The organism is Streptomyces sp. NPDC054770, assembly GCF_053611985.1.
The window spans coordinates 254,918-276,563 of sequence record NZ_JBSHBL010000004.1; the positions used below are offsets into that span (position 1 = coordinate 254,918).

Annotated in this window: 19 protein-coding genes; 8 read left to right on the forward strand and 11 right to left on the reverse strand. The window is 70.4% G+C overall.

What is annotated here, in order from left to right; all coding sequences use genetic code 11:
• Positions 1-108 precede the first annotated feature (108 nt).
• The 5 genes from alr to glmS all read right to left on the reverse strand — a co-directional run bounded on the left by alr (position 109) and on the right by glmS (position 6,269).
• Complete coding sequence (gene alr / locus ACWGKQ_RS06540) at positions 109-1,317, reverse strand: alanine racemase (RefSeq protein WP_453290740.1); 1,209 nt, start codon at positions 1,315-1,317, stop codon at positions 109-111.
• 59 nt (positions 1,318-1,376) lie between these two features.
• On the reverse strand, positions 1,377-2,300 hold the full coding sequence (locus ACWGKQ_RS06545) for a L,D-transpeptidase family protein (protein ID WP_453290741.1): 924 nt from the start codon (positions 2,298-2,300) through the stop codon (positions 1,377-1,379).
• Between the two features lie 218 nt (positions 2,301-2,518).
• Positions 2,519-3,967, reverse strand: a complete 1,449-nt coding sequence (locus tag ACWGKQ_RS06550; RefSeq protein ID WP_453290742.1) for an NAD(P)H-hydrate dehydratase — start codon at positions 3,965-3,967, stop codon at positions 2,519-2,521.
• Positions 3,968-4,033: 66 nt separating this feature from the next.
• Positions 4,034-4,405, reverse strand: coding sequence for a holo-ACP synthase (locus ACWGKQ_RS06555; RefSeq protein WP_453290743.1), 372 nt, complete (start codon positions 4,403-4,405; stop codon positions 4,034-4,036).
• Between the two features lie 16 nt (positions 4,406-4,421).
• The gene (gene glmS / locus ACWGKQ_RS06560) at positions 4,422-6,269 is read right to left on the reverse strand and encodes a glutamine--fructose-6-phosphate transaminase (isomerizing) (RefSeq protein ID WP_453290744.1); all 1,848 of its coding nucleotides are present in this window, start codon (positions 6,267-6,269) and stop codon (positions 4,422-4,424) included.
• A 169-nt stretch (positions 6,270-6,438) separates the two neighbouring features.
• Here glmS and ACWGKQ_RS06565 point away from each other — a divergent pair, with 169 nt between their 5' ends.
• Entirely contained in the window at positions 6,439-6,822 is a 384-nt protein-coding gene (locus tag ACWGKQ_RS06565; RefSeq protein WP_453290745.1) for a hypothetical protein, read from the forward strand.
• A 67-nt stretch (positions 6,823-6,889) separates the two neighbouring features.
• Positions 6,890-7,879, forward strand: a complete 990-nt coding sequence (gene coaA / locus ACWGKQ_RS06570; RefSeq protein WP_453290746.1) for a type I pantothenate kinase — start codon at positions 6,890-6,892, stop codon at positions 7,877-7,879.
• Between the two features lie 94 nt (positions 7,880-7,973).
• Here the strand turns inward: coaA and glmM are convergent, their stop codons facing one another.
• From glmM to rplM, 3 genes are all read right to left on the reverse strand, one after another.
• Positions 7,974-9,332, reverse strand: a complete 1,359-nt coding sequence (gene glmM / locus ACWGKQ_RS06575; RefSeq protein ID WP_453290747.1) for a phosphoglucosamine mutase — start codon at positions 9,330-9,332, stop codon at positions 7,974-7,976.
• A gap of 180 nt (positions 9,333-9,512) precedes the next feature.
• A complete protein-coding gene (gene rpsI, locus ACWGKQ_RS06580) occupies positions 9,513-10,025 on the reverse strand; it encodes a 30S ribosomal protein S9 (protein ID WP_093499626.1) in 513 nt (170 codons plus the stop codon).
• Between the two features lie 42 nt (positions 10,026-10,067).
• Entirely contained in the window at positions 10,068-10,511 is a 444-nt protein-coding gene (rplM, locus tag ACWGKQ_RS06585) for a 50S ribosomal protein L13 (RefSeq protein WP_123974783.1), read from the reverse strand.
• 366 nt (positions 10,512-10,877) lie between these two features.
• Between rplM and ACWGKQ_RS06590 the strand changes: the two genes are divergently transcribed.
• The 6 genes from ACWGKQ_RS06590 to ACWGKQ_RS06615 all read left to right on the forward strand — a co-directional run bounded on the left by ACWGKQ_RS06590 (position 10,878) and on the right by ACWGKQ_RS06615 (position 19,529).
• A complete protein-coding gene (locus ACWGKQ_RS06590) occupies positions 10,878-11,756 on the forward strand; it encodes a hypothetical protein (RefSeq protein WP_453290748.1) in 879 nt (292 codons plus the stop codon).
• A 247-nt stretch (positions 11,757-12,003) separates the two neighbouring features.
• Positions 12,004-13,392, forward strand: a complete 1,389-nt coding sequence (locus ACWGKQ_RS06595; RefSeq protein WP_453290749.1) for a glycoside hydrolase family 26 protein — start codon at positions 12,004-12,006, stop codon at positions 13,390-13,392.
• A gap of 261 nt (positions 13,393-13,653) precedes the next feature.
• A complete protein-coding gene (locus ACWGKQ_RS06600; protein WP_453290750.1) occupies positions 13,654-15,105 on the forward strand; it encodes a glycosyltransferase family 2 protein in 1,452 nt (483 codons plus the stop codon).
• A 21-nt stretch (positions 15,106-15,126) separates the two neighbouring features.
• Positions 15,127-16,353, forward strand: a complete 1,227-nt coding sequence (locus tag ACWGKQ_RS06605) for a glycoside hydrolase family 113 (protein ID WP_453290751.1) — start codon at positions 15,127-15,129, stop codon at positions 16,351-16,353.
• A gap of 14 nt (positions 16,354-16,367) precedes the next feature.
• Positions 16,368-17,465: a sugar phosphate nucleotidyltransferase gene (locus ACWGKQ_RS06610; RefSeq protein WP_453290752.1), complete on the forward strand. Its 1,098-nt coding sequence runs from the start codon at positions 16,368-16,370 to the stop codon at positions 17,463-17,465.
• Between the two features lie 36 nt (positions 17,466-17,501).
• Positions 17,502-19,529, forward strand: coding sequence for an acyltransferase family protein (locus tag ACWGKQ_RS06615; protein WP_453290753.1), 2,028 nt, complete (start codon positions 17,502-17,504; stop codon positions 19,527-19,529).
• A gap of 3 nt (positions 19,530-19,532) precedes the next feature.
• On the opposite strand, the gene truA is transcribed toward ACWGKQ_RS06615, so the two are convergent.
• The 3 genes from truA to ACWGKQ_RS06630 all read right to left on the reverse strand — a co-directional run.
• Positions 19,533-20,378 carry a tRNA pseudouridine(38-40) synthase TruA gene (gene truA / locus ACWGKQ_RS06620; protein WP_453290754.1) on the reverse strand — a complete coding sequence of 282 codons (846 nt, stop codon included), beginning with the start codon at positions 20,376-20,378 and terminating at the stop codon, positions 19,533-19,535.
• A gap of 122 nt (positions 20,379-20,500) precedes the next feature.
• On the reverse strand, positions 20,501-20,998 hold the full coding sequence (rplQ, locus tag ACWGKQ_RS06625; protein WP_351957589.1) for a 50S ribosomal protein L17: 498 nt from the start codon (positions 20,996-20,998) through the stop codon (positions 20,501-20,503).
• A 192-nt stretch (positions 20,999-21,190) separates the two neighbouring features.
• A partial coding sequence (locus tag ACWGKQ_RS06630; RefSeq protein ID WP_308437683.1) for a DNA-directed RNA polymerase subunit alpha C-terminal domain-containing protein occupies positions 21,191-21,646 on the reverse strand: 456 nt, incomplete at its 5' end.

The window sequence follows — 21,646 nt, forward strand, 5'->3', positions numbered from 1 at the left end:
CTGCTGTTCGCTACATAGGTGACACGGGTGATGCCGATGAGACGGATGTTGCTGCTGTTACCGCTGATACAGGTGTAACCGGGTTGTGCCGCCGCCGAACCCCGGAGATCAGTTGGCGTCCGCCGGCCCGTCCCCTGGTTCCTGCCCACTCGGTTGCCCGTTCACATAGACGCGGGGAACCCGGGTTCCGATGCGGGTGACGATTTCGTATGCGATCGTGCCCGCGGCCTGGGCCCAGTCCTCGGCGGTGGGCTCGCCCCGGTCGCCCGGGCCGAACAGCACGGCCTGCGCACCTGCTTCGGGCTCGTCGCCGCCGAGGTCCACCACGAACTGGTCCATGGCGATGCGCCCGGCGACCGTCCGCCACTTGCCGCCGACCAGCACCGGCCCGGTTCCGGAGGCGTGGCGCGGGATGCCGTCCGCGTAGCCGACCGGGACGAGTCCGAGGGTGGTCTCGCCGGGCGTGACGTAGGTGTGCCCATAACTGACACCGTGCCCGCCCGGTACGTGCTTCACCAGGGCGAGGGAGGCGGACAGCGTCATCACGGGGCGCAGGCCGAAGTCGGCCGCGCTGCCCAGCTCGGGACTGGGCGAGACGCCGTAGAGCGCGATGCCCGTGCGGACGAGGTCGAAGTGGGACTCGGGGAGGGTGAGGGTGGCCGGCGAGTTGGCGATGTGCCGCACCTCGGGGCGCACGCCCCGCTCCTCGGCGTACTCGAGCATCTCGCGGAAGAGGGCGAGCTGGGCGGCGACCGAGGGGTGTCCGGGCTCGTCGGCGCAGGCGAAGTGCGACCACAGTCCGGTGATCCGGACCAGCCCCGCCGCCTCGGCGCGCAGCGCCTCGCGGACCAGCTCGGGCCAGTCGGCGGGCTGACAGCCGTTGCGCCCGAGCCCGGTGTCGGCCTTCAGCTGCACGCGCGCGGGGCGACCGGCGTCCCCGGCCGCCTCGGTCACCTCCCGCAGGGCCCACATCCCGCTCACCGACACGTCGAGATCGGCCTCGATCGCCTCCCGCCACGGGCCGCCCGGCGTCCACAGCCAGCACATGATCCGCACGTCCGCCGGCAGCCCGGGGTCGGCGCGCAGCGCCAGGGCCTCCTCGGGGGTGGCCGTACCGAGCCAGCTCGCGCCCGCCTCGACGGCCGCGCGGGCACACCGGGCGGCCCCGTGACCGTACGCGTCGGACTTCACCACGGCCATCAGGGCCGCGCCCGGCGCGAGGGCGCGCAGGGTCCGCACGTTGGCGCGCAGGGCGGCCAGGTCGATCTCGGCGCGGGCGCGCAGGGGCGCGGTCGGTGCAGCAGCTGTCTCACTCATCGCGCCCCCAGTGTCTCAGAGGCCTCCGCCGGCCCTCCGGCGCAGTCCTGGTACAGGGCTCAGGTACCCGTACGGTGACCCCACACGTACACCTTGTCGCCCTTCTTCAGCACGCCCCACAGCTGCTTCGCGTCGCCGAGCTTGAGGTTCACGCAGCCCCAGGAGCCGATGGTGGTGTAGATGGAGCCGTAGACGGCGTGGAAGGCCTGCCCGCCGTCGAAGAACTGGGCGTACGGCATGGGCGAGTTGTACAGGGTCGACCAGTGGTTCTTGTGCCGCCAGTAGACGGTGTGCCACCCGGCCCGGGTCGCGTACCCCTTGCGCCCGCTGCGCATCTGCACCGGGCCGTAGACCACCTTGCTGCCCTTCTGCACCCAGGTGACCTGCCGGTTGAGATCGACACAGGCGACCCGGTACGACTTCACGGGGCAGTTCTTCTTGGCGTTGGGGTTCTTCTTCGCCGAGAGGAGCATCATCTGGTACCAGGTCACGGGTCCCGCGAACCCGATCGCCGGCTTGATCTTGTACTGCTTCTGGAACTTCTGGATGGCCTTGCAGTCGGCGGCGGACTGCTTCCCGTCCGCCTTCAGCTTCAGCCACTGCTCGATCTGCTTCTGATACGGCCCGGTCAGCTTGGAGCAGCTCACCTTGGCGACGGCGTCGCTGAGCGGCACGTACTCGATGAGGTCGTACGTCCCCGGCGCCGCCGCCTTCGGCTCGACGGCGTCCTCCTTGACGCCGGGCGTGTACACCTTGGGCGCCAGCATCTGGTCGGGCGTGTCGATCTGCCAGGGCTGCGAGGGCCCCGGCGCGACCCCCGGCACCAGCTCCGCCTCGGGCACGGCGGCGGGCGGCCCGGGCGCGACGGTGTCCGCGACCCCGGTCCCGGCCCCGAGCGACAGCACCACCGCAGCGGCAACGAGGGCCCCCGCGGCCCCCCGCGCAAGACCACCCCACTTACACACGATTCGTCCACTAATCATGCGATCAGACAACCCCGCAGGTACCGGAATTCCGGGGAGCCGCGCGGGGAGGTCACCCGGGGGATGCAGGGGGCAAGTGCAGCGCCCCGTCAGGGGCGCGGGACTGTATCGATGTGCGGCTGCCGCCGCGTGGGCGCGGCCAGCCCCCACCCACCCGCACCCGACCGTCCGGCGCTGGCCGGGGTCCGGGGCGGAGCCCCGTGACGGTGCGGTCCGGTCTACCGAGTCGGGTGGGCGGGTGGGAAGACGCCCCGCCAGGCCGACGGCAACTCCTCGGCCACCGCATGGGCAACCGTCGGCGCCCCCTCCGCCGCGAACCGCCCCGCGAGCCCGTGCAGATACGCCGCCACACTCCCCGCGTCCCGCCCCTCCAGCCCCGACGCCAGCAGCGAACCCGCCAGTCCCGACAGCACATCCCCGCTCCCGGCGGTGGCGAGCCAGGGCGTCCCCGTCGCGTTCACCCGTACGGCCCCGCCCCCGCCCGCCGCCACCAGCGTCGTCGACCCTTTCAGCAGCACGGTGGCCCGGTACGCCGCCGCCAACTCCCGCACCGCCGCGAGCCGGCCGGCCTCGACCTCCTCCCGTCGTACCCCCAACAGGGCCGCCGCCTCCCCGGCATGCGGGGTCATCAGCGTCGGCGCCGTGCGCCCGCGTACCGCATCCCGGTCGGCAAGCCGCAGCCCGTCCGCGTCGACCAGCACCGGCACCTCCTCCGCCACCACCTCGGCGACGGCGCCGGCGTCGTCCCCGACCCCCGGTCCGACCACCCACGCCTGCACCCGCCCGGCCTTCCGCGGTCCCCCGTCCGTCACCAGCGTCTCGGGAAACCGGGCCAGCACCTCCTCCTTGGCCGGCCCGACGTACCGCACGGCGCCGGCCCCGCCCCGCAACGCCCCGGCGACGGCGAGCACCGCGGCCCCCGGATAGCGCGCCGACCCGGCCATGATGCCCACCACCCCCCGCCGGTACTTGTCGCTCTCCGCCGACGGCTCCGGCAGCAGCCGCGCCACGTCCACGTCCTGCAGCGCCTCCAGTTCGGCCTCCTTGGGCAGTTCGAGGCCGATGTCGACCAGCCGTACCGAACCGGCGTACTCCCGCGCCGGATCGATCAGCAGCCCCGGCTTGTGCGTCCCGAACGTCACGGTGAGGTCGGCCCGTACGGCCGCCCCCCGCACCTCCCCGGTGTCCGCCTCCACCCCGCTCGGCAGGTCCACGGCGACGACGGCGGCCCGGGACCGCGCCACGACCGCCGCCAGCGCCGCCGCCTCGGGCCGCAGCCCGCCCTTCCCGCCGATCCCCACGATCCCGTCGACGGCGAGATCGGCCCGCAGGATCAACTCCTCGGCGCCGCCGGCCGCCACGGCCGTCCCGCCGGCCCGGCGCAGCGCCGCAAGCCCGCCCGCGTGCGTGCGCTCCGGCGCGAGCAGCACCGCCGTGACCCCCGCGCCCCTGCGCGCGAGCCGCGCCCCGGCGTACAGCGCGTCCCCGCCGTTGTCGCCGCTGCCGACCAGCAGCACCACCCGGCTGCCGTACACCCGTCCGAGCAACTCGGCGCAGGCGGCGGCCAGCCCGGCGGCGGCCCGCTGCATCAACGCCCCTTCCGGCAGCCGCGCCATCAACTCCCGCTCGGCAGCCCGTACCGTCTCCACGCTGTAAGCAGTCCGCATGCCCCGAGTCTCCCCGGAACCGGCGGTACGCGCATCCGGCCGCCCCGGCCGGGAGCACCCCACGCGTCACCCCTCCGCGATCACCACCGCCGATGCCACCCCCGCGTCATGACTGAGCGACACATGCCACGACCGCACGCCGAGTTCCGCCGCGCAGGCGGCCACGCTGCCCTGCACCCGCAGCCGCGGCCGCCCGCTGTCCTCGACGAACACCTCGGCGTCCGTCCAGAGCAGCCCGGGCGGCGCGCCCAGCGCCTTGGCCAGCGCCTCCTTGGCCGCGAACCGCGCCGCGAGCGAGGCGACACCGCGCCGCTCCCCGCTCGGCAGGAACAGTTCCCGTTCGACGAAGAGCCGCCCGGCCAGCCCGGGAGTCCGCTCCAGCGACTCCCGGAACCGGTCGATCTCGGCGACGTCGATGCCTACCCCGATGATGCTCATGACCTGCACCCTAAGGTCACTCCACGGTGACCGACTTGGCGAGGTTGCGCGGCTGGTCCACCTCGTTGCCCCGGGCCGTGGCCAGTTCGCAGGCGAAGACCTGGAGCGGGACCGTGGCGACCAGCGGCTGGAGGAGGGTCGGGGTGGCCGGGATCCGGATCAGGTGGTCGGCGTACGGCGCGACCGCCTCGTCACCCTCCTCCGCGATCACGATCGTGCGGGCGCCCCGGGCCCGGATCTCCTGGATGTTGGAGACGATCTTGTCGTGCAGGACGGACCGGCCGCGCGGGGACGGCACCACGACCACCACCGGCAGGTCCTCCTCGATCAACGCGATCGGCCCGTGCTTCAGCTCGCCCGCCGCGAAGCCCTCGGCGTGCATGTACGCCAACTCCTTGAGCTTCAGGGCACCTTCGAGGGCCACCGGGTAGCCGACGTGCCGGCCGAGGAACAGCACCGTCTTCTTGTCGGCGAGGGAGCGCGCCAGCGCCCGTACCGGCTCCATGGTCTCCAGCACCCGCTCGACCTCGCCGGAGATGTGGGACAGGTCCCGGACGACCGCGCTGATCTCGTCGCCCCACTTGGTGCCCCGTACCTGGCCGAGGTACAGCGCCACCAGGTAGCAGGCGACCAGCTGGGTCAGGAACGCCTTCGTCGAGGCGACCGCGACCTCCGGCCCGGCGTGGGTGTACAGCACCGCGTCCGACTCGCGCGGGATCGTCGAGCCGTTGGTGTTGCAGATCGCGAGGACCTTCGAGCCCTGTTCCCGCGCGTGCCGCAGCGCCATCAGGGTGTCCATGGTCTCGCCGGACTGGGAGATGGCGATGACCAGGGAGCGCGAGTCCAGGATCGGGTCCCGGTACCGGAATTCGCTGGCCAGCTCCACCTCGCACGGGATCCGCGTCCAGTGCTCGATGGCGTACTTGGCGATGAGGCCGGCGTGGAAGGCCGTACCGCACGCGACGATGACGACCTTGTCGACCTCCCGGAGCTCGGCGGCGCCGATCCGGACCTCGTCCAGCGTCAGCGAGCCGTTCGCGTCGATGCGGCCCAGGAGCGTATCGGCGACCGCCTTGGGCTGCTCGGCGATCTCCTTGAGCATGAAGTAGTCATAACCCCCCTTTTCCGCTGCCGACGCGTCCCAGTCGACGTGGTACGAGCGGACGTCCGCCGGGGCGCCGTCGAAGCCCGTCACCGTCACGCCGTCCCGGCGCAGTTCCACCACCTGGTCCTGGCCCAGCTCGACCGCCGACCGCGTGTGGGCGATGAACGCGGCGACGTCCGAGGCGAGAAAGGCCTCGCCCTCTCCAACGCCCACCACCAGCGGGGAGTTCCGGCGTGCGCCCACGACCACGTCCGGATCGTCGGCATGCACCGCGACCAGTGTGAACGCGCCCTCCAGGCGCCGGCACACCAGCCGCATCGCCTCGGCGAGGTCGGCGGTGCCGGAGAACTCCTCGGCCAGCAGGTGCGCGACCACCTCGGTGTCCGTCTCGGAGGCCAGGTCGTGCCCCCGCTCGGCCAACTCCCCCCGCAGCGCGGCGAAGTTCTCGATGATCCCGTTGTGGACGACGGCGACCCGGCCCGCGTTGTCGAGATGCGGATGCGCGTTGGCGTCCGTCGGCCCGCCGTGCGTGGCCCAGCGGGTGTGCCCGATGCCGGTGGCACCGGCCGGCAGCGGCCGCTCCGTCAGTTCCTTCTCCAGGTTCACCAGCTTCCCGGCCTTCTTCGCCGAGGCCAGCCCGCCGTCCGCGAGCACGGCGACGCCTGCCGAGTCGTAACCCCGGTACTCCAGTCGCTTGAGCCCGGCGACCACCACATCGAGCGCAGACTGCGCCCCCACGTATCCCACGATTCCGCACATGGGCGGCAGCCTAAGTGCCACCCCTCGCCCGAACACGGCTCAGCGTGCCCGAAATCGGAAATTAAACCGGCATTCGAGACCGGCCGACGCCGTACCACTCCCGGGCCTGGCTGTGACAGGTTCGGTACCGCGTCCGCCGGTCGCACTACTCGCCAAGGGAAGGGGAACGATGACCAAGCTCGTGTCATTGCCGTCGAGCGGGCCGGGAGAGGACCTCAACTGGTTCGCCACTTCCGCCCTCTTCGCCGATGTGGCCGCCTTTGTTCTCCGGTATGTGGCGGACGACCGGGCCAGGCGCGACATCGCCGCGGGTGCCGCCTCGGGCCATGTGTTCGTCGGTGAATTCCCGGAGCCGGATCAGACGAATGTTCTGACCGCTTTGCGCGACATGTTTCCCGGTCACGTCGATTCCGAGATCTATCCGCCGCAGGTGACCGCCGGGATGGACGACCCGGAGATCTTCGTCGCGCGCGCGAAGGCGCTCGCGCGGATGGCGGGCCGGAGCCTCGTCCTGCGCAGGGCTTCCGGCGCCGTGCCGGACGGCGAGGACTGAGGGCTCCACGAGGTCCACGTGACCGACCCCACCTCCCACCCCGTTCAAACTCCGTTAACAATGGAATGTGATCTCTCCGGTCTCCCCGATCCCCCGGAGCGCCCACCGGCACAGGCCGGAGGCGACTCCCTACCTCGACCTCACCCGTGCCGAGTGGAGCGCGCTGCGCGACAAGACGCCGCTGCCGCTCACCGCCGAGGAGGTCGAGAAGCTGCGCGGCCTCGGTGACGTCATCGACCTCGACGAGGTCCGGGACATCTATCTCCCGCTGTCGCGGCTGCTCAATCTGTACGTCGGTGCCACGGACGGCCTCAGGGGCGCCCTGAACACCTTCCTCGGCGAACAGGGCTCCCAGTCCGGCACCCCGTTCGTCATAGGCGTCGCCGGCTCGGTGGCCGTCGGGAAGTCCACCGTCGCCCGGCTCCTCCAGGCCCTGCTCTCCCGCTGGCCCGAACACCCCCGGGTGGAGCTGGTGACGACGGACGGCTTCCTGCTCCCGACCAAGGAGCTGGAAGCCCGCGGCCTGATGTCCCGCAAGGGCTTCCCCGAGTCGTACGACCGCCGGGCCCTGACCCGCTTCGTCGCCGACATCAAGGCCGGCAAGGACGAGGTCACCGCCCCCGTCTACTCCCACCTCATCTACGACATCGTCCCCGAGCGCAGGCTCACGGTCCGCCGCCCGGACATCCTCATCGTCGAGGGCCTCAACGTCCTGCAGCCCGCGCTCCCCGGCAAGGACGGCCGCACCCGGGTCGGTCTCGCCGACTACTTCGACTTCAGCGTGTACGTCGACGCGAGCACCGAGGACATCGAGCACTGGTACCTCAACCGCTTCCGCAAGCTGCGCGCGACCGCCTTCCAGAACCCGGACTCGTACTTCAGGAAGTACACCCAGGTGTCCGAGGACGAGGCCGTCGACTACGCCCGCGGCCTCTGGCGCACCATCAACAAGCCCAACCTGGTGGAGAACATCGCCCCGACCCGCGGCCGCGCCACCCTGGTCGTCAGAAAGGGCCCGGACCACAAGGTGCAGCGACTGCGACTCCGCAAGCTCTAAGCGCCCCGAAGGGGCGCGGGGAACTGCGCGACCGGCCACGACGAACCGTCAGCCCGCAGCGCACCTTCCCCGGCACCCCGAACCCGGAACGGCGTTACCCCAGTGCGGACTTCACGGCGTCCGCCAACCGCCCCGCCACCGACCGCGCCTGCTCGATGTCGGCCGCCTCCACCATCACCCGTACCAACGGCTCGGTGCCCGAAGGGCGAAGCAGTACCCGCCCCGTCTCCCCCAGCTCCCGCTCCGCCTCGGCCACGGCCGCCGCCAGATCCCCGGACGTCTTCACCCGCGTCCGGTCCACGTCGGGCACATTGATCAGCACCTGCGGCAGCCGCTCCATCACGCCCGCCAGCTCCCGCAGCGACCGCCCGGTCTGAGCGACCCGCGCCGCCAGCAGCAGCCCGGTCAGCGTGCCGTCACCGGTCGTCGCGTGGTCGAGGATGATGACGTGGCCGGACTGCTCGCCGCCGAGGGCGTACCCGTGCTCCTTCATCTCCTCCAGGACGTACCGGTCGCCGACCGCGGTCTGCACGAGGTGCAGCCCCGCCCGCTCCAGCGCCAGCTTGAAGCCGAGGTTGGACATGACGGTGGCGACCACGGTGTCGGCGCGCAGCGCACCCCGCTCCCGCAGGGCGAGAGCGAGCACGGCCATGATCTGGTCGCCGTCGACCTCCGCACCGGTGTGGTCGACGGCCAGGCACCGGTCCGCGTCCCCGTCGTGCGCGATACCGAAGTCGGCGCCGTGCTCGACGACCGCGGCCTTCAGCGGACCGAGGTGGGTCGAGCCGCAGCCGTCGTTGATGTTGAGGCCGTCCGGCTCCGCGCCGATGGTGACGAGCTCGGCGCCGGCCCGGCGGAACACCTCCGGCGAGACCCCCGCGGCCGCGCCGTGCGCCTCGTCCAGGACGATCTTCAGTCCGTCGAGCCGGTTCGGGAGCACGCCGAGGAGATGGGTGACGTACTGCTCGGAGCCCTCGTCGTACGGCCGGACCCGGCCGACGCCCGCGCCGGTGGGCCGCTCCCAGGGCTCGCCGTGCCGGTGCGACTCGTACACCGCCTCGATCCGCTCCTCCAGCTCGTCGTCGAGTTTGTGCCCGCCGCGGGCGAGGAACTTGATGCCGTTGTCGGGCATGGCGTTGTGGCTGGCGGAGAGCATGACACCGAGGTCGGCGCCGAGCGCGCCGGTCAGGAACGCGACGGCCGGCGTCGGCAGGACCCCCACGGTCAGGACGTCGACACCGGCGCTGGCCAGGCCCGCGACCACGGCCGCCTCCAGGAACTCCCCGGACGCACGCGGGTCCCGTCCGACGACCGCCGTCGGCCGGTGGCCCTCGAACGTGCCCGCCTCGGCCAGCACGTGCGCCGCCGCGACGGACAGGCCGAGCGCCATTTCGGCGGTCAGGTCCGCGTTGGCGACACCGCGCACGCCGTCCGTGCCGAAGAGTCGTCCCACTTGTCCTCCTGAAGAAGCGTCCTTGCTGCCAGGGAATGATGGCAGGCGCTTAGTCATGCGATCACACCAGCCTTTGAGCGTCTTGTGTCGTTATACGCCCTTGGCTGGAATAAACGAACGCCCCGACGGCACATGTGGCGTGCCGCCGGGGCGTTCGGAGTACGTGCAGGCAGCTGGTGATTAGCGCTTGCTGTACTGCGGGGCCTTGCGGGCCTTCTTCAGACCGGCCTTCTTGCGCTCGACCGCACGGTCGTCGCGCTTGAGGAAGCCGGCCTTCTTGAGCGGGCCGCGGTTGTTGTCGACGTCGGCCTCGTTCAGCGCGCGGGCGACACCGAGACGGAGCGCACCGGCCTGACCGGAGACACCGCCACCGGCGATGCGGGCGACGACGTCGTAACGGCCTTCGAGCTCCAGCACCTTGAAGGGCTCGTTGACTTCCTGCTGGTGCACCTTGTTGGGGAAGTAGTCCTCAAGGGTGCGACCGTTGATCTTCCACTTGCCGGTGCCCGGGACGATCCGGACGCGGGCGATGGCGTTCTTGCGACGGCCCAGGCCGGCGGCCGGCTGCGGGTCGCCGAAGCGGGACGCGAGGGACTCGGAGGTGTACTCGCCCTCGACGGGGACGTCCGACTCCGTGGTGTAGCTGTCGATGTCAAGCTCTTCGAGCGGCTGCTCGGCAGTGGTCTCGGCCACGATGCTCCTCAGATTCTCTTCAGTCTTAGGGGGTGGCCGGAACTACTGCGCGACCTGGGTGATCTCGAACGGAACCGGCTGCTGCGCAGCGTGCGGGTGGTTCTCGCCTCGGTAGACCTTCAGCTTGGAGAGCATCTGACGGCCCAGGGTGTTCTTGGGGAGCATGCCCTTGACGGCCTTCTCGATGGCCTTCTCGGGGTTCTTGTCCAGCAGCTCGTCGTAGCGGACGGAGCGCAGACCACCCGGGTAGCCGGAGTGGCGGTAGGCCATCTTCTGGGTCCGCTTGTTGCCGGACAGGTGCACCTTGTCGGCGTTGATGATGATGACGAAGTCACCGGTGTCGACGTGAGGGGCGTAGATCGGCTTGTGCTTGCCCCGCAGGAGGGACGCCGCAGTGGTGGCGAGACGGCCCAGGACGATGTCCTGGGCGTCGATGACGTGCCACTGGCGCGTCACATCGCCGGGCTTGGGGCTGTACGTACGCACGGTTCGTAGCCTTCGCTTCGAGTGAATGGTCCTGAACAGGTCACCGAAACGATCACGACAGCCTGAGCCACTGCGGCGACGCATACCGCGTACGTGGGGTTGCTGGTCATCGGCCCGGTGGACCGGTGTAAGGGCCCGTCCCGTGAGAATGAGCAAGCCAATACACAACGAAGAGCAAGCGTACAAGGACGGCCCCGGACGGGTCAAAACGAGCTCCCGCGGGCCTCCCGACGAATCTCCGCCGACATTGGCAGAAACCCGGGGCGCCCGGCCGCACCGGGATGCGCCGTCCTGCCCCCAAAGGTCCCCTATCACTGTTCGTACAGTCGCACCGGTACCCCCCGGCCCCCGTCTAAGATGCGCCCCATGAGTTATGGGCAGGGGGGACCTCAGTCCCAGTGGGATCCGTGGAAACCGCAGTCTCAGCAGCCCTGGAGCAGCGGCACCGGCCAGACGCCGGACTGGGCATCGCTCGCCGAGGCCTCGGAAACGCGGAACAAGCGGCGCAGAGTGTTCTTCATCGGCGGTGGCGTGGTCGCCACGCTGGCGATCGGCACCGCCGTCGCGATGGCCGTGGTGTCCGCGAACGGCGACGACAACGCCTCCGGCACGCCCACCAACCTGCCCGCGAGCGCCTCGCTGCCCAGTGACTCGGCCGGCTCGGTGCCGTCCTTCGCGCCGACCAGCGCGCCGCCGCCGCTGGACCCGGAGGAGTTCATATCCAGCGTGCAGAAGGACACCGCGCCGCTCAGCGCCGAGACCCTCTTCCCGGGCACCCAGCTGACCGTGGGCGAGACGGTGTACAAGAAGGGCGCCACGGCCGACACCAAGAAGTGCTCCACGGCCGCCAAGGGCACCCTCCCGGACATCCTGGACAAGGGCGGCTGCACCCGTCTGCTGCGGGTCACCTACTTCAAGGACGGCGTCGCGGTGACGGTCGGCGTGGCCGTCTTCAACACCGAGGCGCAGGCGAGCAAGGCCAAGACCGAGGCCGACAAGAAGGGCTTCGTCACCGCCCTGGCGGGCTCCGGCGTGAAGGCCTTCTGCGACTCCGGCGTCTGCCGTACGACGACCAACGCGTACGGCCGCTACGCCTACTTCACCACCGCCGGCTTCCTCAACGGCAAGAACGTCACCACCAAGGACACCAAGGTCTTCCAGACCGGCGACGACCTGGCGGAGTTCACCTTCCGCCAGATCCACCGCCGCGGCGAGGCCCAGGCATCGGCAGCGGCCCAGAACTGAGCGCTCCGCTGGAAGTGCCGCACTGTGCCGTCTGCCGACTGCGGCGCCGTCCTGGCTGGTCGCGCCCACGCGGCGGAGCCGCATGTTGATACAGCCCCGCGCCCCTTCGGGGCGCTGCCGAACCGCAGCGGACTTCGCCTGACCGCTTAGGCCCCACCCCGCTCCCCCGCCGGCACGGCTCGGCAGGCCGGTTCCGCCGCCAGGCAGAATCGGTGTGCACGGGGTTGGGCGGGGAGGGGTCGGGGACATGCACATGCGCGGGCGGATCCGGCTCGTCGGGGCCGGGGTGGCGGCGGCGCTGCTCGCCCCCCTGACCTGGTGGGCGACCCGGCCCGGGGCCGCCGGGAGCGGCGGCCCGCGCCCGGTCCCCGCCGACCTGCGCGCCCGGGACCCGCACGCGACACCCGCCGCCCGCCGGGTCTACGCCCTGCTCGCCGGCCTGGAGAACCGGGCGCGGCGCGGCGAGCCGTCCCGGACGGTCATCGGCCAGCACGTCGAGCTGCACAACGAGCGCTACAACGCGTCGTACGGCGACTACCGGGGCACCAAGCAGCCCGGCTACTACTACAAGAAGGCCCACGACATCACCGGCAGGTTCCCGGGGTTCGTGGAGCTGGACCTGGGGCCGGGGTACGGGCAGCCGGGCTGGGCGGTGGGCGAGCCGCGCTCGTACTCCCGTTCCTCGTGGCCGAGCTGCCGCAGGTGCTGGGGGTACGTCGACGACGCGGTGGACCTGGCGCTCGGGGTGTGGGCGGGGCTGCCCCGCCCGGCGGACGGGTCGTACCACCCCTCGGGCACGCACCTCGACTGCGCCTCCGGGACCCGGGTGAGCCTGCCGCAGAACGGGGGCGGTCCGGCGGGCATCGTCGGCTTCTCCTTCCACCAGCCCTACCCGGGCAGCACCGTCAAGGGCTTCGAGCAGACCCGGTACCAGAACTCCCCCGCGGCCCGGGACGGCGGCTGGTTCGGCCGGGTGGTCACCCCAGGCACCGCCGAACACCAGGCCCTGCTGCTGGACCTCGGCTACCTCGCCGACCACCTGGGGTACCTGGCCGAGCACGGGGTGCCGGTCCTGCTGCGGCCGTACCACGAGATGAACGCCAGGCCGGGCCACGGGTTCTGGTGGGCGGGGCAGGATCCGGCCGCCTACCGGAAGCTGTGGCATGTCACATACGACTACCTCGTGAACAGCCGCGGCCTGCACAACCTGCTCTTCGTCTGGGCGCCCAGCGCCTGGGAGGGCACCTTCGCGAGGGAACCCGGCGACTACTACCCGGGCGGGCGGTACGTCGACGTCGTGGGCGTGGACGACTACAGCGACACCCCCGGGCGGCCGTTCCGGGGCAGGCCGTGGACCGAGGTCTGGTACCGCGGTCTGGAGCGCTACGACCGCCCCCGCGCCCTGGCCGAGTCCTTCTACGTTCCGCTCGGCTCCGCCCAGGGAAGCACACTTTCGGACACCCCGTGGGTGCTCTGGACGGTATGGGGCCAGGCACTGACATACGCCAACACCTCCAGCCCGACCGGAAAAAACTCACCAGAAGACGTGAAACAGACTTATGCGTCTTCGCAGGTCATCACCGGCGCCGGGGACAAGCGGACGGGTTTCGACTGGACTTCGTTGCACAAGACATAGGTTTATTACTTTCCCACTACATCTTGCTCACCGATGCTTCATGGCTGATTCTTACGTGGCAGGATTTGTTTTCTTACTCGGCCGGTGGCGCAGGTCGCCCGGGGGGGCATCTGAGCCGGCCGAAGAACGCCGAAGAAGGCGCCGGGGGGCACATCACGGCCCGGAACGAGGCGGGTGGGACGAGGTTGCTCGTGTCACCCGTCCCGTTGCCGAGCCATGCCGTCCGGCAGTCACCGATCTCACGGAAGAGCATGTAGCCGTATGGCATCGACAGTGGTCGACGGGGGAAACCCGCATTCGCGGCACACCGCGAAGCTGGCCAAGCGCACTGCTGACTGGAAACCGGGCATCCTGCCGTTCCTGATCCCGCTGGTGTTCCTGACTCTCTTCAGCCTGTGGTCCTACACACCCAGCGACTCGCCGCTGGCCTGGCTGATCACCATCTGCTGGGCCCTTCCGGTGCCCGGGGTGCTGGTATCGATCCAGGGCTTCCTGCTCATCCGCCGCCGGATCCGCAAGGCCCATCTGATGACCCCGCCGGCGCCGGCCGACCAGGACTTCCTGATCGTGCTGGTGCCGACGATCGGGCGCCACGACACCTACCCGGCCCTGGAGCGCTCCGTGCTCTCCTACGTGGAGCACCTGCCGGAGTGGTTCCCGTACATGCGCGTGGACGTGCTCACCGAGGAGGGCTGCGAGGCCGCCGAGCGGATCGACGCGCTGGCCGCGACCAGCCACCTGATCCGCGTGGTCACGGTCCCGAAGGCCTACCAGACCAAGAACGGCACCCGCTTCAAGGCCCGCGCCAACAACTACGCCCACGAGCTGCGCATCGAGGAGGGCGAGGCCCTCGACCACGTGTGGGTGCTGCACATGGACGACGACACCGGGGTCGGCCCCGACACCGCGGCGTCCCTGGCCCAGTTCATCAACCGGCAGCGCCGTGCGACCCCCGAAGAGGTCAAGCACATGGCGCAGGGCATCCTCACGTACCCGCGCGAGAACGCGGTGTCCCTGCTCACCTGGTTCGCCGACGCGATCCGCCCCGCCGACGACATCGCCCGGTTCCGCGCCTTCACCGGCCTCGGCACCCCGGCCGCCGGTGTGCACGGCGAGCTGCTCGTCATCCGTGCCTCCATCGAGGCGGAGATCGGCTGGGACTTCGGCCCGAGGGAGATCGTCGAGGACGCCCGGCTGGCCCTGACCTTCTGCCGCCTCTACCCGGGGCGCAGCGACTGGTTCAACGGCCGCTGCTACGGCGCCTCGCCCGCCAACACCCAGGACTTCATCAAGCAGCGCGAGCGCTGGGCCTGGGGCCTGGTCGCCCTCTGCTTCAACCGCAAGGTGCCGCTGCGCTACCGCTGGTTCCTGACCATCTGCGTGACGAGCTGGATCCTCGGTCCGCTCCAGCACGTCGGCACGATCCTGTTCGTGGCCTGGTTCATCGGCGACATGAACACCTCCCCCGTGACCCAGTCCGTGGTCATCCTCTGGTCGATCAGCTTCGCCTATGTGATCTGGGCGTACTGGGAAGGGCTGCGGCTCAACGCGATCGCCTCCGTCAACGGCAGGCGCCGGTGGTGGGAACCCATGGCCGTCCTCGTGATGCTGCCCTTCTTCTCCCTCATCGAGGGGATCGGCGGCATCAAGGGGCTGTGGAAGTTCATCCGCCGCGAGGAGAACAAGTTCGTCGTCATCGCCAAGCCCGCCTGACCCGGAAGAGACCCCACAGTCATGAAGCGCGCACGCCTGCCCTTGCTCGCCGTGCTCCCCGTCACCGTCATCGCCGTCGTGGTCGCGACCCCCTTCGTGGTCGGCGACCACCCGCTGCAGTGGTCGTCGGGCTCGTTCGTGCCCCACCTGGTGCTCGACGGCAAGGAGCCCAGCGGGCCGGCCGGCGCCACGAGCGGCGACGGCACGACCTCCGCGGCACCCTCGCCGACCACCGAGGTCGCCAAGGTGGACAAGGAGTGGAAGAAGGGCATGCCGCAGTGGGGTGCCCAGCTCTACTGGGAGGACAACCCCAGGCATTCCCTCGACTACATCGAGAAGCAGGCCCGGCTGCACGCGAACTACCTGGTCGGCCTGCACGCCAACTCGGTCAGCATCTCCTTCCCGTTCTTCACCGGGAAGCTCGCCTCCACGACGGTCCGCCGGGGTGACAAGACGCCGGCCCCCGACCGGCTCGCCCGGGTCCTGGAGATCTTCCACGAGGCCGGACTGCGCACCACCATCCGGCCGCTGATGGACGAGCACTCCCTGAAGTCCGAGAACGGCTGGCGCGGCGCCATCAAGCCCGCCGACCGCGGCGCCTGGTTCACCTCGTACGAGAAGCTCGTCACCCCGTACCTGAAGGCCGCGGAGAGCGAGAAGGCGGCCACCTTCGTCATCGGCACCGAGCTGAACTCCCTGGAGGGCGACCCGCACTGGGAGACCGTCGTGGACGGCGCCGAGAAGGTGTTCAGCGGCGAGGTCACCTACGACGCGAACTGGGACAACTACGTCGAGGGCCCGATCACCATGCCGGTCACCCACCTCGGCATCGACGCCTACTTCCCGGTCAAGGTCGACGACGACGCCTCGGTGCAGGACCTGGTCGACGGCTGGGACACGTGGCTGGACAAGAAGGCCACCGGTTCCCTCCCCAAGATCACCGTCGCCGAGGCCGGCATCGGGGCCATGAACGGCGCCTACCACGCCCCCGGCGACTTCTACACCAAGCGGGCGGTCAACCCCGAGGTGCAGGCCAACTGGTACACCGCCGTCTGCAAGGTCGTCCAGGAACGCGAGATGAGCGGCGTCTACTGGTGGTCGATCTACTTCGACGACGACCCGAACACCAAGCCCGACGACAAGGTCGCCTCCCGGCTCGACTTCGCCGGCCGCCCCCAGTCCGAGAAAGCGATCAAGAACTGCTTCACCTCGGACTACGCAGGCCCCGGAACCACCACCGCTAGCTGACCAGCGAGGCACTCATGCAGGAAGCCATCATCCTGGTGGGCGGCAAGGGAACCCGCCTGCGCCCACTGACCAACCACACCCCGAAGCCGCTGCTCGGCGTCGCGGGCTCCTCCTTCATCCGGCACCAGGTGGCCAAGCTGATGGACGCCGGTGTCGAGCACCTGGTGTTCGCCACGTCCTATCTCGCCGGCCTCTTCGAGGAGGAGTTCCGGGGCTTCTCCCGGGACCTGGACATCTCCTACGCCGTCGAGGAGGTCCCGCTCGGCACCGGCGGGGCGATCCGCAACGCCGGGCGGCTGCTGCGCGGCCCGGCCGACGCCCCGGTGCTCGTCCTCAACGGCGACATCCTCTCCGGCGTGGACCTGCGCGGCGTCCTGGCGTACCACGAGGCCAACGACGCGGACGTGACGCTGCACCTCACCCGGGTCGCCGACCCCCGGGCCTTCGGCCTGGTGCCCACCGACGGGTCCGGCCGGGTGCTGTCCTTCCTGGAGAAGCCCAAGACCCAGGAGGAGTGCGTCACCGACCAGATCAACGCCGGCTGCTACGTCTTCCGCCGGTCCGTCCTGGACGCCATCCCCGGCGACCGGGAGGTCAGCGTCGAGCAGGAGACCTTCCCCCGGCTCGTCGCGGACGGCGGGCGGGTCTTCGGCCACACCACGGACGACTACTGGCGCGATCTCGGCACCCCGCTGGCCTTCGTCCAGGGGTCGGCCGACCTGGTCACCGGGAGGGCGGCCTCGCCGCTGGTGGGACCGCCGGCCGAGGCGCTGATCCATCCCACGGCCACCGTGCACCCGAGCGCCCTCGTCACGGGCGGCTCGACGGTCGGCCCGTACGCGGTCCTCGGCCCGCGCGTGGTCGTCGAGCGCTCCATCGTCGGCGCGCACGTCACCGTGGCCGAGGGCGCCAGAATCCACGAGTCCGTGGTCGACCACGACTCTTCGATCGGCAGTGAATCGTTCCTCCGCGAGGTCGTGGTGGGCTGCCACGCGCACGTCGGCGCCGAGAACGAGCTGCCCGCCCAGCTGCGGTTGTCGTGCGGCATCCGCATTCCCAGCCAAGGGGTGCGCGTCAGCGGTACGGCTGCCGCCTGCCTGACGGCCCACTGACCGCCGGTCCGACCGGACACAGTTACTGGAGAACCGTTGACCCGCCATCGCTCCCCGGCCGAGCAGACAGAACGCCTGCGCAAGTACCGGCCGGACATCCAGGGCCTGCGTGCCGTCGCCATCATGATGGTGGTCACGATGCACGTCGGCCTGATCGACATCCACGGCGGCGTGGACGTCAGCTTCGTGCTGAGTGGCTTCCTCATCGGCAGCCAGCTCCTCGCCGAGATCGACAGGACCGGCAAGGTGTCGCTGAGCAAGTTCTGGGCGCGCCGGATGCGGCGGCTCGCCCCGGGCATGGCCGTCGTCGTGATCACCACGGCGGCCGTGGCCTGGCTCTACGCCAGCCCGCTCAGGTTCCGCGAGACCATGAAGGACGGTCTCAGCGCGGCGCTCAGCTTCATGAACTGGCGCCTCGTCGAGACCGGCACGGACTACTTCGCGAACGACGGGACCCAGTCCCCGTACCAGCACTTCTGGTCGCTGGGCATCGAGGAGCAGTTCTATGTGGCCGCCCCGATCGTCCTCGTCGTCACGGCCTGGCTGTCCCGCAGGATTCTCGGCAACCGCGCCCTGGTCGCGGTGTTCCTGATCGCCGCGATCGGCGGGTCGCTGTACCTGTCGGTCAGGCAGACCGCCGAGAACCAGCCCCTCGCCTACTTCGGCACCCAGACCCGTATCTGGGAGCTCGCCTCCGGCATCCTGCTGGCCCTCGGCGCGCCGTTGCTCTCCCGCATGAACCAGGGGCTGGCGGCCGTGATCTCCTGGCTGGGCCTGGCGACCACCATCGGCACGGCGCTCGTCATCACCAAGGAGACCCCGCTGCCGGGCTACGCGGTGGCCGGCCCCGTGCTGGGCGCCTGCGTGATCATCGCCGGCGGCTGTGCCAACCCCCGCTTCGGCGTGGAAACGATCCTGCACAACCCGGTGACCAACTACGTCGGCAACGTGAGCTACGGCTGGTACCTCTGGCACTGGCCGATCCTGGTCCTGTGGCCCGACGTCGTGGGACGGGACATCACCTACTCGGACCGCTTCCGGGTACTGTCGCTCTCCTTCATCCTGGCCGTCCTCATGTACTACGTCGTCGAGGCCAGGTTCCGGAACAACCCGCAGCTGGTGGCGACCCCCTGGAAGGGCATCTTCGCCGGCGGCACGGCCACCGCGAGTGCCGCCGCCGCCACGGCGTGCGCCCTGTTCATCCCGCTCAACCTCGCCACCTCGGCCGCCGCCGTGAGCGGGGGCGCCACCGGGTACGCCGGCGAGGCGTCGGTGCGGAAGGCCGCGACCCAGGGCGAACTGTCGGCGACCGCGCTGAACGCGCTGGCGACCGCGCCCAAGGACACGACCCACTACGGCTGCATCGACAACACCGACGTCGAGAAGTTCGTCATGCGCGACAACTGCGTCATCGGCGACAAGACGGGGAAGCACACGCTCGTCGTCATCGGCGACTCGCACGCCTGGCAGTGGGGCGACGCCTTCAACGAGCTCGGGCAGTCCCTGCACGTCAAGGTGGTGACCATGGCGAAGGGCGGCTGCTCCCCCGAGGTCTACGCCATCAAGAACCCCGAGCTGAACCGCGAGTACTCCGAGTGCGACAGCTGGCGGGAGTCGGCGTTCAAGAGCATCGGGGACCTCGAGCCGGACGTCATCGTGGTCACCAGCCGCATCCGGCGCGAGGTGACCGAGTCCGGCGCCGAGAAGGCGTTCAAGAAGTTCGAGGCCTCCGGCGCCAGGCTCGTCTACATCACCGACACCCCGCAGCCCGGCCGGAACGTCCCGGACTGCCTCGCCACCCACATCCACGACGTCACCGCCTGCAGCCCCGACGAGAAGACGGCCGTGGAATACCCCGACTTCCGCGTCATCGAGCAGAAGGTGGCGGAACGCCACGGGGCCACGGTCGTCGACTCGCTGCCCGCGTTCTGCGCGGACAACGTCTGCCCGACGGTGATCGCCGACCAGATCGTCTACTTCGACAACAGCCACATGACCGGCAGCTACGCCAAGTCACTGGCGCCCTTCCTCAAGCCGACCGTCAAGAAGGCCCTGGCCGGCTGACCCTCAGGCCGTCCGCACCCGTACCCGGCGAGCCTGCCGCTGCCGTTCCAGCAGCTGGTCGGCCGCCGGGTACGCGACCTCCTCCAGGGTCAGCCCGTGCGGCCGTACGACGTGTACGGCGCTGTCCCGCACCCCGACGTCCAGCACCTTCCGCGGCCACTCCACGCCCCGGTGCCCGTCCCCCACGAACAGCAGCGCGCCGACCATCGACCGCACCTGGTTGTGGCAGAAGGCGTCGGCCCGGACCTCGATCTCGACGACCCCGTCGGCGCGCCGGCTCACCCCGAAGCCGAGGATCTCCCGGATCGTCGTCGCGCCCTCGCGCTTCTTCGCGTAGGCGGCGAAGTCGTGCTCCCCGACGAGCGACTTGGCAGCGGCGTGCATGACATCGACGTCCAGCTCCCAGTCGTGCCACAGCACATGGTTGCGCAGCAGCGGGTCCACGCCTCCCGGCCGGTCCCCGACCCGGTACACGTACCGCCGCCACAGCGCCGCGAACCGCGCGTCGAACCCCGCCGGCGCCTCGCCGACCGACCACACCCGCACGTCCTTCGGCAGCCGCCCGGCGAGCCGCTTCAGCAGCTTCTCCCGCTGCTCCTCCCACACCCCGGCCGGCAGATCGACATGCGCCACCTGTCCCCGCGCGTGCACCCCGGCATCCGTCCGCCCGGCCACGGTCAGCTCGTACACCGTGTCCTGCGACCGCGTGACGACCCGCAGCGCGTCCTCGACCTCCCCCTGCACGGTCCGCTTCCCACCGGCCTGCTTGGCCCAGCCGTGGAAGTGGGTGCCGTCGTAGGACAGGTCGAGACGGACGCGGACGCGGCCGGACTGAACTTCGTCACTCACAGGAGAATCCTCTCAGGGCAAGAAAGCGGGCCCGTCCCTGGAAAGGAACGGGCCCACTGACGCGCCCCCGAAGGGGCGCGGGGAACTGCGCGACCACGACGGACCGGCAGCCAAAGGACGGCTTACGCCTCCTTGGACTCCTCGGCAGCCTCGTCGGCCGGAGCCTCGTCGGCCTTGGTCTCCTCGACCTTGGTCTCCTCGGCCTCCTTGACCGCACGCTTCGTCGCGGCCTCGGCCTCACCGGTCGCCTGCTGGGCAACCGTCAGCGCCTCCACCAGCTCGATGACAGCCATGGGCGCGTTGTCGCCACGACGGTTACCGATCTTGGTGATCCGGGTGTAGCCACCCGGACGGTTCTCGTACCGCGGGCCGATCTCGGTGAAGAGCGTGTGCACAATGCTCTTGTCCGTGATGACCTGGAGCACCTGACGGCGGTTGTGAAGGTCGCCCTTCTTCGCCTTGGTGACCAGACGCTCGGCGTACGGGCGCAGGCGGCGGGCCTTCGCCTCGGTGGTGGTGATGCGGCCGTGCTCGAAGAGCGACTTCGCGAGGTTCGCGAGAAGCAGCTTCTCGTGCGCGGCACTGCCGCCCAGACGGGCACCCTTGGTGGGCTTCGGCATGGTTCTACTCCTGTGTCTCTGCCCCGGCCGTATCAGGTACCGGGGTCAGTATCCGAGCGGGCGGTTGCCCGTCGGAGATCCGGGGTTCTTTTCAACTCCGGAGGGTCCGCGCCCCGTAAGGGGCGCGGGGCTGCATTGCATTTGCGGCTCCGCCGCGTGGGCGCGACCAGCCACAACTGACCGGCAGCCGAATCAGTACTGCTCAGTCTCCACGAAACCGGCGTCAGCGTCGTCATCAGCGCCGAAGGCGTCAGCCGCAGCCGTCGGGTCGAATCCGGGCGGGCTGTCCTTCAGGGCCAGGCCCATGCCGGCCAGCTTCGCCTTGACCTCGTCGATGGACTTCGCACCGAAGTTGCGGATGTCCAGGAGGTCCGCCTCGGAGCGCGCGACCAGCTCACCCACGGAGTGGATGCCCTCACGCTTGAGGCAGTTGTAGGAGCGGACGGTGAGCTCCAGCTCCTCGATCGGCAGCGCGAGGTCGGCGGCGAGGGCGGCGTCCGTCGGGGACGGGCCCATGTCGATGCCCTCGGCGTCGATGTTCAGCTCGCGGGCGAGACCGAACAGCTCGACCAGGGTCTTGCCGGCCGACGCCATGGCGTCACGCGGCCGCATCGCCTGCTTGGTCTCGACGTCGACGATCAGCTTGTC